Annotated in this window: 9 protein-coding genes; 3 read left to right on the forward strand and 6 right to left on the reverse strand. The window is 69.7% G+C overall.

Annotation, left to right across the window (positions count from 1 at the left end):
• Positions 1-73 precede the first annotated feature (73 nt).
• The 3 genes from AruCF_RS22370 to apbC are packed head-to-tail and all read right to left on the reverse strand — an operon-like array spanning position 74 to position 6,894.
• Complete coding sequence (locus AruCF_RS22370) at positions 74-3,913, reverse strand: translocation/assembly module TamB domain-containing protein (RefSeq protein ID WP_049076254.1); 3,840 nt, start codon at positions 3,911-3,913, stop codon at positions 74-76.
• Positions 3,910-5,802 (reverse strand): autotransporter assembly complex protein TamA, encoded by a 1,893-nt coding sequence (locus AruCF_RS22375; protein WP_049076257.1) that lies wholly within the window; start codon positions 5,800-5,802, stop codon positions 3,910-3,912. Before AruCF_RS22375 ends, AruCF_RS22370 begins: the two co-directional genes overlap by 4 nt.
• Before the next feature lie 3 nt (positions 5,803-5,805).
• On the reverse strand, positions 5,806-6,894 hold the full coding sequence (gene apbC, locus AruCF_RS22380; RefSeq protein WP_049076258.1) for an iron-sulfur cluster carrier protein ApbC: 1,089 nt from the start codon (positions 6,892-6,894) through the stop codon (positions 5,806-5,808).
• A 101-nt stretch (positions 6,895-6,995) separates the two neighbouring features.
• Between apbC and AruCF_RS22385 the strand changes: the two genes are divergently transcribed.
• Together AruCF_RS22385 and metG are read left to right on the forward strand one after the other, a co-directional pair.
• Positions 6,996-7,271, forward strand: a complete 276-nt coding sequence (locus AruCF_RS22385; RefSeq protein WP_006385850.1) for a hypothetical protein — start codon at positions 6,996-6,998, stop codon at positions 7,269-7,271.
• A 221-nt stretch (positions 7,272-7,492) separates the two neighbouring features.
• On the forward strand, positions 7,493-9,559 hold the full coding sequence (gene metG / locus AruCF_RS22390; RefSeq protein WP_049076260.1) for a methionine--tRNA ligase: 2,067 nt from the start codon (positions 7,493-7,495) through the stop codon (positions 9,557-9,559).
• A gap of 111 nt (positions 9,560-9,670) precedes the next feature.
• Here the strand turns inward: metG and AruCF_RS22395 are convergent, their stop codons facing one another.
• From AruCF_RS22395 to AruCF_RS22405, 3 genes are all read right to left on the reverse strand, one after another.
• Positions 9,671-10,408, reverse strand: a complete 738-nt coding sequence (locus AruCF_RS22395) for a sulfurtransferase (protein ID WP_049078115.1) — start codon at positions 10,406-10,408, stop codon at positions 9,671-9,673.
• Positions 10,409-10,507: 99 nt separating this feature from the next.
• Positions 10,508-11,302, reverse strand: coding sequence for an META and DUF4377 domain-containing protein (locus AruCF_RS22400; protein WP_049076262.1), 795 nt, complete (start codon positions 11,300-11,302; stop codon positions 10,508-10,510).
• A 213-nt stretch (positions 11,303-11,515) separates the two neighbouring features.
• A complete protein-coding gene (locus AruCF_RS22405) occupies positions 11,516-12,046 on the reverse strand; it encodes an META domain-containing protein (RefSeq protein WP_049076264.1) in 531 nt (176 codons plus the stop codon).
• Between the two features lie 253 nt (positions 12,047-12,299).
• Between AruCF_RS22405 and AruCF_RS22410 the strand changes: the two genes are divergently transcribed.
• The coding region (locus tag AruCF_RS22410; protein WP_254431146.1) for an acyltransferase family protein at positions 12,300-13,374 on the forward strand (1,075 nt) is incomplete at its 3' end.

Here is a 13,374-nt window from a genome sequence, read left to right on the forward strand (position 1 = left end):
GGGGAATGGAATGGGCGACATTTTATCCCGAGCGCCGCCCCGTTCCCGAATGGGGACGGAACGGCATCGGATATCAATCGCCGAAGAAGGTACGGTACACCAGCGCGATGCCGTTGACCGAACCGCCCTTCAGGTCCAGCGACAGGCCCCGCGCCAGCCGGTAGCTGGCCCGGCCCACGGTGTCGCTGCCGGCCAGCGCCTGCTCGACGCTGAGCGTGATGCCATTGGCGAACGACTTGCTGGCCACCAGGAATTGCGTCGCCAGCTGGCTATCGCTGTCGCGGTTGACGTCGCCGGCCACGGTGCGGTCCGGCAGAATGCTGCCCGAGCTGCCCAGGTTGCCGGTGCGCACGCTGACGTCGTCCAGCCCGAATTGCTTGTAGAACGGCTCGCCGCCGCCCAGCAGGGCCGTGCCCACCGACAGCAGCAGCGCGGCGTCGCTGCCGCTTTCGTCGGGGCCGCGCCCCAGCAGCAGCCACGACAGCTTCTCGACGTCGCTGACGTCCGGATACGACACCAGGTCGATACGCGGACGCTGCGCGGTGCCCACCACCTTGACACCGGCCTCGACCTGCTCGCCCGTGCGCAGGGCCTCGATGTCCAGCAGCGGGTTGTCCAGGCGGCCCTGGAAGGTCAGCGTGCCGCGCCGCAGCCGCAGTTTCTGGCCATAGGCCTCGATGCCGCCGCCCCGCGTGCGCAGCGCGCCCACGCCGGTCAGGCGGCCGTCGTTCAGCAGGATCTGGATCGACCCCAACAGGCCGGCGTCCAGCCCCATGCCGGTGATATAGAAGCGCGGCCCCATGTCGAACTTCAGGTTCATGCTGGTCTGCAGCGGCGTCGACACGGTGCCGGGGTCGTCGCCCGCGCGCCGCACCTTGACGTCGTCGTCCAGCGACGGCACGCCCTGCAGGATCTCCAGGCTGAACCAGCCGGCGTCCGCCTTCAGGTCGCCGACGATGTCGATGCGCGGCATCGCGGCGTTCAGGTCGATGGTGCCGGAGACCATGGCATAGCGGTCGGAACGCTGCAGCGCCGGAAAGCGGTACAGCGTCAGGCGCACGTTGCCGCCGCCGTCGATCAGGTTCCATTGCCCCTTGGCTTCGGCATAGCCGCCCTTGGCCTCGGGGTTGGTGGTGATCCATTCCTTGGTGCGCCATTCGGCCGGCATCACGCGCAGCGAGGCCGGGAAACGCAGGCTGTCGAGCACCAGCTTGTCGCCGTCCAGCCGCGCGGCCAGCGTGCCGTCGATCAGGCGCACGCCGTCGTCAATGCGCACCACGCGCAGCTTGTCGCCGCGGATCGCGCCGCTCGCGCTCCACTTGCCGCTGAGCGTGCCCTGGGCTTCGAGGTTGGCCTTGACCTGGCCGCCGACCTCCATGGAGTCGCCGACGAACAGGCCGACCCAGGCCAGATCGGTGATATCCGCATCCAGCCTGGCGCGGATCGGCTGGCGCGGATCGAGCGCCATGCCGCCCTTGGCGTCCACCGCCAGCACCGCCGTGCCATTGCCGGCGATCTTGCCCATCTTGTCGGTGGCCAGGTCCAGCTTGGCGTCCAGCCGGCTGGCGTTGGCCGAGGTCGGCGTGGCGGTCAGGTCCAGCACCAGCGCCTTCACCCCCAGCGGCACCGGCGGGTCGCCCGGGATCAGCAGATCGCCGTCGCGCCGCGCGATGCGGGCGCGGCCGGCCAGGCGGCCGTCGAATTTCAGGTCCCAGGACGCGTCCAGCGCGATGCGGCGCTGGCTTTCCGCCACCGTAGCATTGACGCGCTTCGGTCCTTTGTTCATCTTGGCCGCGGCCTCCGGGTCGACGGCGGCGATCACCTGCCGCGCCATCGCGGCGGTGATGACCAGGTTGTCGGCCTGCCCGGCGGTTTCCCAGCGCTTGGCGTCGCCGCGCGACCCCTTGTGCGCGATCGCCAGTTTTTCCTTGCCCGGCAGGGCCAACCCCAGCACGGTCTGGCCCACCTGCCACTGCCATTGCGGCGCCACCGCCGCCGGCAGGTAAGACAGCGTCACGGGCCGGTCGACCGAAACGGTAAAGCCGGCGCTGTCGGCCGTCAGGCGCGAAACCGTGCCGCGCCAACCGGTCAGGGCGGCGTCGGCCGCCCCCGCCGCGCCTTTGCCCCAACCGCCAGCGAAGGCGAGCGTGGCCTGGGCCCGCGATTCGCCCAACACGCCGGGGCGCGGCTTGGGCGGGTTGTAGCCGGCGGTGATCTCGGCCTTATGGGCGGCGATGGTGCCGCCGAGCTTGCCCTTGAGGTCGGCGCCGCCCGGAATGCCGGGCCAGAATGCATCCAGCTGCGGCGCCTGCGCGTCCAGCGTCAGCGCGCCGTCGGCCCCGCCGATCTCGCCCTGCGCCCGGATCCGGTTGGCGCCCAGCTTGAGATCGACGTCCAGGCCGTGGATGCGCAGTCCGGCCAGCAGATCGGCGTCGGGCGTACCGGCGTCGGGCGTGCCAGCGGCGGGCTTGGCGGCGGCATCGGGCGCATCGGCGGCGGGCCTGACCGCGGCATCGGGGGCTCCCGGCGCGGCATCTGGGCCCGACGCCACGGCGCTGGCGCTGGCCCGCGGGCCGGCGGCGGGCGCGGCGATATCCACCCGGGCCTTAACCGCGCCCGCCAGCGCCTGCTTGTTCCAGCGCGCGCCGTCTTCGAAGCGCAGGTCGATCGCGGCCTGGCGCAACTGGCTGAGGTTCTCGAACTCGGCGCTCAACTGCGCGCTGGCGCTGACGATGGCCGGCGGAATCGCGTCACCCAGCCAGGGCGACAGGTCCAGGCGCCGCGCCCCAACGGTGCCGACGATGCGGTCGCGGCCCGGCTGGCCGTCCACCGCCCGCAGGTCCAGGCGCGCCGACAGCGTCGACTGATCCGGCAACCGCGCCTCGGCCCGCGCGCTGCGCAGCACCAGCGGCGTGCGCGGCGCCAGATCGGCCATCACCTCCAACGCCAGACCGGCGCCGGTGCCATCCAGCTTGGCCTGGATGCCGTCCAGCGAGCCCGCCGCATCGGCCTGCAACATCACCTGGCAGGCCGGCGCCGGCGGGCCGACGAACGCATCCGTGGTCTTGGCCTGGGCGCCCTCGGTCGGCGTGGCGGAGGACGGCCTGGCGCCGGCGGCGGCCTTGGCGGATTCCCCCTTGGCCTTGCCGGCCCGGGGCTTGGCCGCCTCGGACGCCTTGGGCCTTTCCTCTTGCGGTTTCGCGGGCGGCGCGAACTTGCCGCTCAACTGATCGGCCTGGCACAGCGGCGAGGCCGGGCCCGATCCGCGCGCCATCACGTCCAGCCGCGCGGTGAACGGCCAGGGATCGGCCAGGCCCTGCAATTCGGCTTGCCCGCTCAGTTGCGCCTGGCCGACCTCGTGGCCCACGCGCAGATTGGCGATGCGCAGCTGCGCGCCCTGCTTGCCGGCGGCGAAAGTGGCATTCAGGTCGCCCAGTTCGACCGGTAGCGGCTGGCCGTCCTGCAGCAGATGGAATTCACCCAGCGCCAGCCGGTCCACGGCGATATCCACCGGCAGCGACGGCAAGGTGAAGGGTTCGTCTTCGCCCTTGGCGGTGGCTTCGTCGCTGGCGATCAGGGCGACTTCGACGTTGCCCGCCGAGATCTCGCGCACGTGCAGCAAGCGATTGCCCAGCGCGCGCCAATGCACGCTCAGGCGCAGGTCGCTGATGCCGATGCGGGTGCCGCTGATGTTCAAGTCCAGCCGCCCGACGTCCAGCCCGCGCAGCACCGAGCCGCGGACGTCCAGCGCCTGGCCGTCCAGTTGCTGGGCGGCGGTGGTCAGCAGCAGCCGGGTGCCGGTCTGCGAGGCCAGCAGCCAGAACACGAAGCTGCACGCCAGCACCGCCAGCATCGCCAGCCCCGGCAGCCACCACACCAACAGGCGCCGCAGGAATCCGCGCAGCGCCGTCAAAACGCGATCCCCAGCGAGAAGTGCAAGCGCAGGTCGCGCTCGCGCTGGCCGTAGGCCACGTCCAGGAACAGCGGGCCGGCCGGCGTGCGCACCCGCGCGCCCACGCCGTAACCGACCGCCAGCGACATGTCGCCGAACGACTGCGCCGCGTCGCCGGCATCGACGAACACGCCCATGCCCCAGCGTTCGTTGAAGTAATGGTCGTACTCGATGCTGCCGACCACCAACGTGGGCGCCCCCACGATGGCCTTGTCGCGCTTGAGGCCGATGCTCTGGTACTTGTAGCCCCGGATCGAGCGCGCGCCGCCGGTACGGAAACCGAAATCGTCCGGCACCTGCACGTTGCCATTGGACCAGACCCGCCCGACCTCGCCGCGCACGGTCAGCACGTCCAACTTGCCGATCGGCCACCATTTCTGGGCCCGGAAACGGGCGCGGGTGTAGGGCTCGCCGGTATCCAGCGTCACGCCCACGCCGCCGCCCAGCGCGATCAGGTTGCCCTCGCGTGGGTCGTACTTGTTGTCCACGTCGCGCCGCAGCCACTCGCCGGTGGCGGTCAGCGTGGGCAGAGAATATTCGTCGCCGCCGTCGATCTTGACGTCGTCGTGCGCCAGCAGCAGGCCCCAGCGGGTTTCGTAGGTGACCCGGCTGTCGCCGGCGCCCTTGCGCTCCTGGCTGCGGGTGGCGCCCAGGGCGTAGCGGGTCACCGCCAGGCCCTGGATGTCGGAATGCTGCGCCAGCACCCCGATGGAGTCCTTGTAGCCGCGCTCGGTCGGCGGCAGCAGGAAATCGGTATAGACGCGCTGCTGCAGGCGGTCGACGCTGAAGCCCGATTCCATGGTCAGCGGCTGGCCGAACACCACATTCTGGCGATAGAGCGATTCCAGCCGCACGCCGGCCTCGTCGTCGACGCCCAACGAGGCCGAAAAGCGCTTGGGCGGCGCTTCCACCACCCGCACCTGCACCGGCAGCGTCACTTCGCCGTCCGAGTCGTACTTGGGCGGCGGCGGCGGCACGGCGCCGGACACCACCGGATCGCCGGCAGGCGCCGACTCGGCGGCGTTGGCGGCGCCCGGCGCGCGGGCGCGGTCCGACGCCGGTTCGGCAAGCTGCTGGTCGCTGCCGGGCTGGCGCAGCGCGACGAAGGCGCCGCGGAAGAATGCGGTGGACTGCAGGTCCTGCTGCCATTCATCCAGCCGGTTCTGATCGTAGGCCGCCCCCGGCGAATAGCGCACATAACGGGTGATCAGCTTGGGCGGCACCCGCTCCAGGCCCTCGGTGCTGAGTTCGCCCATGCGCACCTGCGGTCCGCTGTCGATGGTGACGCGCAGGGCCGCCGACGCGCTGTCGGCCTGCACCTCGGCTTCGGACGCCGTCATGCGCGCCAGCATGAAGTCGCGCACCGAGACCTCGTCCAGCAGCGACGACTTGGCCTTGTTCCAATCGGCGTTGATGAAGGGCTGGCCCGGTTTGAGCAGCCAGTCGTCGCGCAGCTTCTGCACCCGCTGCGCGTATTCCGGCCGCGTGATGCGGCCGGTGAAGGTCAGGTCGACCGAGGACACCGTGGTTCGCTTGCCCGGCACGATGCCGATATCCCAGGTTTCGCCGCCGATGTCGGTGCCGGCCTCGAGCGTGACCGTGGGCGAGAAATACCCCTGCGTGGCCAGCGCGGCCAGCGTGGCGTCGCGGGCGCGGCGCCGCAGACGGTTGATTTCGCCGCCGTCCTGGTCTTCAGCCAGGCGCGCGATGGCGCCCACCGCCTCGGTGATCGCCTGCAGCGCGGCGGGCGGCACGCCGCCCGGGTCCACGATGATCTCCGGGCGCTTGGCCGCAGCCTCGCCCGCCACGACGCAAAGTCCAGCCAAGAAGGCCCGGGCCGCCCACCGCATGCGTTACGACGGCTGCTGCACGACGATGGACGGGAATTTCCCGGCCATGTCACGGGGCAGCGCCGCAACGCCGGCCGCGAGTTTACGGGCGATGGCGCGGTACAGGCCCGCCGCTTCGCTGCCAGGATCAGCCACCACGGTGGGGGTGCCGGCGTCGGTCTGTTCGCGGATCGCCAGTGTCAGCGGCAGGCTGCCCAGCCAGGGCGTGCCGTACTGCTCGGCCATGCGCTGGCCGCCGCCTTCGCCGAAGATGTGCTCGGCATGGCCGCACTGCGAGCAGATATGGATGGCCATGTTCTCGACCACGCCCAGGATCGGCACCTCGACTTTCTGGAACATGCGCAGGCCCTTGCGCGCGTCCAGCAGCGCGACGTCCTGCGGCGTGGTGACGATGACCGCGCCCACCACCGGCACCTTCTGCGCCAGCGTCAGCGCCACGTCGCCGGTGCCCGGCGGCATGTCGACGATCAGGTAGTCCAGGTCGCGCCAGTTGGTCTGGCGCAGCAGCTGTTCGAGCGCCTGGGTCACCATCGGGCCGCGCCAGATGGCGGGCGAGTCGGCATCGATCAGGAAACCGATGGAGTTGGCCTGCAGGCCGTGACCGGTCAGGGGCTCCATGCTTTTGTTGTCCAGGCTCTCGGGACGGCCCGAGACGCCCAGCATGGTCGGCACGCTGGGGCCGTAGATGTCGGCGTCCAGCAGGCCGACCCTGGCGCCCTCGGCCGCCAGCGCCAGGGCCAGATTCACGGCCGTGGTGCTCTTGCCCACGCCGCCCTTGCCGGAGGCGACCGCAATAATGTTACGGACGTTGGGCAGCGGCTTGAGGCCCTTCTGCACCGCATGCGCGGCCACCTTCCAGGAAACGTTCACCTGGGCGCCCGGCGCGCCGGCGCCGGCCAGCGCGGCCACGGCGATGTCACGCACCTGTTCGCGCACGGCGTCGGCCGGATAGCCCAGTTCCAGCGCCACGGTGACGCGGCCGCCCTCGATTTGAATGTCACGATCTTTTACAGAAACGCCCAGATCCAGGCCGGTATTGGGGTCTTGCGCGCCGCGCAGCGCGGCGCGGAGGTGTTCTATCGTTATACTCATGTCACTATGGTTCCGTAGGCAGCGCGGCGTCTGCGGGCCGCCATCCCCTAAAGGATAGCGGATACACGGGAACCTTTCGCTGCGTTTTGCATCCGACCTACATGACCAATACTCTCATCCGCTTCTTTCGTGCCGTGTTGTTCGCCGCCCTGGCCTTGATTGGCATGGCGATGGCGCTGGTCTTCATGCTGTCCACGGCGATCGCCGTGGCGATCCTGTACGTGGTCGCCAAGGTGCGCGGCAAGCCTTTCGGCGTGCGCGCCTACTGGAGCCAGCGCCAGGGCGCCCGTCCCAGCCCCTTCCAGTCCGCCAACGCCCCGTTCGCCACGCAACCGCGCGGCGACGTGATCGACGTCGAGGCCCGCGAGGTCCGCTGAGCGCGGCATCGCCGGCGCCCGCCGCCTCCCGCGGCGGCCCGCGCCGCGCACTCGTGGCCGAACGACCGGCTCGCTGTTCCCCAACCCGCCTGGCGCCCGCGTGCGCGACCGGCGGGTTGTGTCGTTTCAAGGGTCCGCCCCCCTTCCCCGCGGGCGCATCGCCGCCATTGCCCTAAAATGGCCGGCCAACCCATTTTTCCCCTCAACCTCGACCGACAACCATGTCTCGCACTCTCTTTGTCACCACTGCGCTGCCCTACGCCAACGGATCCTTCCACATCGGCCACATCATGGAGTACATCCAGGCCGACATCTGGGTTCGTTCGATGCGAATGGCGGGCCACACGGTGCACTTCGTGGGTGCCGACGACGCGCACGGCGCGCCGATCATGCTGAAGGCCGAGAAAGAAGGCATCACGCCGCAGGCGCTGGTGGCGCGCTACGCCGCCGAGCGGCCGCAGTACCTGAACGGCTTCCACATCCGCTTCGATCACTGGCACACCACCGACTCGCCCGAGAACGTCGCGCTGTCGCAGGACATCTACCGCGCGCTCAAGGCCCAGGACCTGATCGAGACCCGCTCCATCGAGCAGTTCTACGACCCGGTCAAGGGCATGTTCCTGGCCGATCGCTACATCAAGGGCGAATGCCCCAAGTGCCACGCCAAGGACCAGTACGGCGATTCCTGCGAGGTCTGCGGCGCGGTCTACGCGCCCACCGAGCTGATCAATCCGTACTCGGCCCTGACCGGCGCCACGCCGGTGCTGAAGTCGTCGGATCACTTCTTCTTCAAGCTGTCGGACCCGCGCTGCGTCGAATTCCTGCAGCAATGGACCACCGGCAGCAACGCCCACGGCGGCAAGCACCTGCAGCCCGAAATGCTGGCCAAGACCCGCGAATGGCTGGGCGCCGAGGACGGCGAGGCCAAGCTGGGCGACTGGGACATCTCGCGCGACGCGCCCTATTTCGGCATCGAGATCCCGGACGCGCCGGGCAAGTACTTCTACGTCTGGCTGGACGCGCCGGTGGGCTACCTGGCCTCGCTGAAGTCGTACTGCGCGGTCAAGGGCCTGGACTTCGACGCCCTGCTCGACCCGGCCGGCAGCACCGAGCAGGTCCACTTCATCGGCAAGGACATCGTCTATTTCCACGCCCTGTTCTGGCCCGCGATGCTGAAGTTCGCCGGTCGCAAGACGCCGGACGCGGTCAATGTGCACGGCTTCATCACCGTCAGCGGTGAAAAGATGTCCAAGAGCCGCGGCACCGGCATCTCGCCGCTGCGCTACCTGGAACTCGGCATGAACGCCGAGTGGATGCGCTACTACATCGCCGCCAAGCTGAACGCCCGGGTCGAAGACATGGACTTCAACCCCGAAGACTTCATCGCCCGCGTCAACAGCGACCTGGTCGGCAAGTACGTCAACATCGCCAGCCGCGCCGCCAGCTTCATCACCAAGCACTTCGACGGCGCCCTGGCCTATTCGGGCGACACCGCCGCGCTGTCGGCCGAATACGCCGCGCAGGCCGAGTCGATCCGCGCCGCCTTCGAGGCGCGCGAGTACAACCGCGCCATCCGCGAGATCATGGCCTACGCCGACCGCATCAACCAGGCGTTCGACACGGCCCAGCCGTGGGTGCTGGCCAAGGGCATCGCCACCGCCGACGAGGCGCAGAAGGCCGCGCTGCAGGACATCTGCTCGCGTTCGCTGGCCGGCTTCAAGGCCCTGTCGGTGATGCTGGCGCCGGTGCTGCCGGCCCTGGCCGAGCGCGTCGCGCGCGAACTGTTCGCCGCCGAGGCCGACTTCACCTGGGCCGACGCCGCCGTGCTGCCGCAGCGCGTGGCGCCGTTCAAGCACTTGATGCAGCGCGTCGAGCCGCAGATGCTGGAAGACCTGTTCGAGCCGCCCGCCGCCCCCGCCGTGATCCCCGGCGGCGAGCCGCTGGCCGAGACCATCTCGATCGACGACTTCGCCCGCGTCGACCTGCGCATTGCGCAGATCGTCAACTGCGAGCACGTCGAAGGCTCGACCAAGCTGCTGCGCCTGACGCTGGACGTGGGCGAGGGCCGCCACCGCAACGTCTTCTCCGGCATCAAGTCGGCCTACCAGCCCGAAGACCTGATCGGCAAGCTGACCGTCATGGTCGCCAACCTGGCGCCGCGCAAGATGAAGTTCGGCGTCTCCGAAGGCATGGTGCTGGCGGCCAGCCACGCCGACGAGGCGGTCGACGCCGGCATCTACGTGCTGGAGCCGTTCCCCGGCGCCAAGCCCGGCATGCGCGTGCGCTGAGCGCCGGGCCCGCGCGCCGGCCCCATGAAAAAGCCCGCCAGTGCGGGCTTTTTTATCGCCGAGCCGCACGGCGCGACGGATGCGCCGGACGCTGTGTCAGTCCTGGCTGTGTCAGTCCTGGCTCGGCGCCAGCGCGGGATCGAGCGAAATACGTTCGTCGAACACGAAGCACTTGCCGTCAAACCCCGGGCCGCCGGTTTCCTCGAAATACTTGAGGATGCCGCCGTCGAGCTGGTAGACGTTCTCGATGCCCGCCTCGTTCATGTAGATCGCGGCCTTCTCGCAGCGGATGCCGCCTGTGCAGAAGCTGACCACGGTCTTGCCTTCCAGCTCGGCGCGATGCGCCTGCACCGCCGCCGGGAACTGCGTGAAGCGGTCGATGCGCCAGTCGATGGCGTCGCGAAAGGTGCCCTCGTCGACTTCAAAGGCATTGCGCGTGTCCAGCATGACCACCGGGCGGCCGCTGTCGTCGGTCCCCTGCTCCAGCCAGCGCGCCAGCGTCCTGGCGTCCACGCCCGGCGCGCGGCCGGCCTCGGGCCGGATCGTCGGGTGGTTCATGCGGATGATTTCGCGCTTGATCTTCACCAGCAGCTTGCGGAACGGCACTTGGGCACTGTGGCTGAACTTCACTTCCAGGTCGGCGAACCGGGGATCGCCGCGCAAGCCGCGCAGGAAGGTGTCGATGCCATCGGCGGCGCCCGCCAGGAACAGGTTGATGCCTTCCTCCGCCAGCAGGATGGTTCCCTTCAGGCCCGCCGCCCCGGCCTCGGCCAGCAGCCGGGCGCGCAGTTCGGGCAGCGCGTCCAGCGAGACGAATTTGTAGGCGGCGATATTGACGACGGAAGACATGGCAAAGCGGGGCGAAAAGCGGCGAAGGCCGTAATAGTAATCGCTGCCCCGCGCGGCCCGCTTGTCGCGGGTCAAGCGCGGCCCCCGCCCCCCCCCGGCTCAGCGCCGCACGATTTCCTGTTCCACCACCGTATCCAGCACCCAGCGCAGGCCCGAGGCGTCGGCCGGCGGATTCGGGTCCCTGACCTCGACCACGCGCAGGCGATAACGGATGCCGGGCTGGAAATTGAAGCCGGTGATGTCGCCGTACCAGAGCTGCCACGGCTGCGTCGGCGTGTCGCGCACCTGGTAGCACATGGCCCGGCCGGCGCCGGCGTTGCACGGCACGCGTTCGGCGTTGACGTAGACCAGCTTGGTCGCGCCCACCTGGCCGCCGGCGACCGGGTCGAGACGGCGGCCAAAATCCAGCGTATCGCCGTTGCTCAAGGCCCAGGTCATGCGCTGCGGATTGCTGGTGTTGTCGAACGAGGTGGCGGTGATGCGCGTCAGGCCGGCCAGGAATTCCTGTTCAAGCTTCATGTTGACCGGCGCGCAGGCCTTCATCGTCGCCACCGGGTTGGACTGGATGATCAACTGGCCGTTGGCGACGGTGTAGGGCGCGCTGTAGGTATTGCAGCCGGCGAAACCGGTGGCGCGCGTGGCGCTCTGGTCATGGATGAAGCCGATGGTCAGCGGCACCGAATTGGAGGACGGATGCGGGATTTCGCGCAGCGCGCCGCCGGGGCGGGTCCAGCGCGCCAGGTCCCAGTTGGTCTGCGCCAGCACGTCCGAGGCGGCGGCCGGCTGGAAGCGCGGGTCGCGTCCGTCGGCGGTGCGTGGCGGCGCCGCGCAGGCCGCCAGCGTCAGGCCAAGCGCGCAAGGCGCGATCCAGCGCCAGGAAGTGGACAAGGACATGCAAATCTCTCCCGCAAGAAACCAGGGGTGCGCGCCGCGGCGCGCCAGCCGGACAGCCGGCAGCGCCAATTGTAGGCGCGGCACGGACGCCGGCCCGGCGCCGCAAAACATACTGAAACACCTGCCCCATTCCCTTCAGGCCACGGGGATGGGCGGGGCCACCCGGGGGGTTCTTCACGCCATGGACCGGCGTCCCGCCCACGGGAACCGGCGTCAGGGCGTCGGCGGGTCCTGGCGCCGCTCGAATTCCAGCACGTCGCCGCCACGCAGGTTGAAGGTCAGGTGGCGCGGCGCGCCGCCGCTGTCCAGCGTGAACGTGTCGATCGCGCCCAGGGCGCGCAGGTAGTCGTTTTCGAGCGCGGCGCGGGCCGCCGGCACGCAGGCCATGCGCGTGGCGGCGGGCGCGTCGATCGCCAGCTTGCCGCTTTGCAGCTTGTAGCTGCCCATGTAGCGATTGCAGCCCGAAAAGCCTTCGACCCGGTATTGCTTGCCCTGCGCCAGGAAGGTCAGGCGGATCGGCTCGCCGTTGTCGCCGTGCGGAATCTCGCGCAGGGCGCCGCCGGACTGCGTCCAGCGCACCAGTTCCCAGCTGGTCTGGGCCAGTGAATCCGCGCTGCTGGCCGCGTTGGCGGCGGCGGCGCCCTCGGCGCGCGCGCCTCCGGTGGATCCGGCGCAACCGGCCAGCGCCACGGCCAGCATTCCGGCGCCGACCAGGCGGCAGGGCGTAGACAGGAAGGTAAACATGGACAGCACTCCTGAAAAGACACAGCCTCGACTGTAACCGCATGGGCTCAGCACGTCCCGTGCCCTCCTCCCGAAAGCCGAATCCCAAAGCTGCACGCGGGGCGGGGCGCGTTACGCCGCGCGCCGGAAGGGGTGCATCGTATGCCGCATGGCGGCGGGCCGCCGTGGCGCGCAGAATCGGCTGACGCCTCGCGCCTGGCCGGCAACGGCCCGGCCGACGACCAAGACAATTTCCGGAGACACGGCGATGGGCATGCTGAGAACCTTGCTGGCGCTGTCCGTCGTGCTCGACCACCTGGGCGGCGGCACCACCGACTGGCTGGTGGGAGGACGCCTGGCGGTGCAGCTGTTCTACGTGATTTCGGGCTTCCTGATTTCCTATGTGCTGACGGCCACCGACCACTACCGCGGCGCGCCCGGCCGCTTTTACGCCAATCGCGCGCTGCGCCTGTACCCGGTCTACCTGGCGGTGGCGGCGCTGACCCTGCTGGCCTATGCGGGCAACGGCGGCGCCGCATTCTGGCGCGTCTACGAGGGCCTGCCCCTGGCCGCCACCTTGTTCCTGGCGCTGTCGAATCTGGTGATACTGGGGCAGGACTGGCTGATGTTCTTTGGCATCGAGCACGGCGCGCTGGCCTTCACCGGCAGCTTTGCGCACAGCGACGTGCCGCTGTACCAAGGCCTGCTGGTGCCGCAGGCCTGGACCCTGGGAGTGGAACTGAGCTTCTACCTGATCGCGCCGTTCGTGCTGCATTCGCCCCGGCGCCTGCTGGCCTTGCTGGTCGCGTCGCTGGCGCTGCGCGTGGCGCTGGTGGCCAGCGGCATCGGCGTGAGCGATCCGTGGACCTACCGATTCTTCCCGACCGAACTGGCGCTGTTCCTGGCCGGCTCACTGTCGCACCAGGTGCTGTTGCCGCGCTGGCAGGCGTGGATGGCGCGCGCGCCGCGCCTGCCCGAAGTGGGCACGGGACTGCTGCTGCTGTATGTGCTGGCGCATTTTTCCATCGGCCTGCCGCATACGGTGCGCGACGGCCTGGCGGTGCTGCTGTTTGCCGCGCTGTTGCCGCTGGCCTTCCTGTTCCAGTCGCGCCACCGCCTGGACAAGGTGATCGGGGAACTGAGCTACCCGATCTACATCTGTCACGCGTTGGTCATCCTGTTCTTCGACTGGCTGCTTGACGGCACGCAGGTGCGTCAGCCGGCGATGTTCACGGCGCTGGTGGTGGCCGGCTGTATCGGCTTCGCGGCGCTGTTGAATACGTTGATTGCCGATCCGGTGGAGCGGGCTGCGGCCGGCGCCTGCGCCGCGCGCCACCGGCCAACGTCAC

Source organism: Achromobacter ruhlandii (assembly GCF_002082135.1).
GTDB lineage: Bacteria > Pseudomonadota > Gammaproteobacteria > Burkholderiales > Burkholderiaceae_B > Achromobacter > Achromobacter ruhlandii.

Bases quoted from the DNA above. Each gene is read 5' to 3' on its own strand.
- AruCF_RS22375 (WP_049076257.1), bottom strand. From the start codon at position 5,802: ATGCGGTGGGCGGCCCGGGCCTTCTTGGCTGGACTTTGCGTCGTGGCG.
- apbC (WP_049076258.1), bottom strand. From the start codon at position 6,894: ATGAGTATAACGATAGAACACCTCCGCGCCGCGCTGCGCGGCGCGCAA.
- AruCF_RS22385 (WP_006385850.1), top strand. From the start codon at position 6,996: ATGACCAATACTCTCATCCGCTTCTTTCGTGCCGTGTTGTTCGCCGCC.
- metG (WP_049076260.1), top strand. From the start codon at position 7,493: ATGTCTCGCACTCTCTTTGTCACCACTGCGCTGCCCTACGCCAACGGA.
- AruCF_RS22395 (WP_049078115.1), bottom strand. From the start codon at position 10,408: ATGTCTTCCGTCGTCAATATCGCCGCCTACAAATTCGTCTCGCTGGAC.
- AruCF_RS22400 (WP_049076262.1), bottom strand. From the start codon at position 11,302: ATGTCCTTGTCCACTTCCTGGCGCTGGATCGCGCCTTGCGCGCTTGGC.
- AruCF_RS22405 (WP_049076264.1), bottom strand. From the start codon at position 12,046: ATGTTTACCTTCCTGTCTACGCCCTGCCGCCTGGTCGGCGCCGGAATG.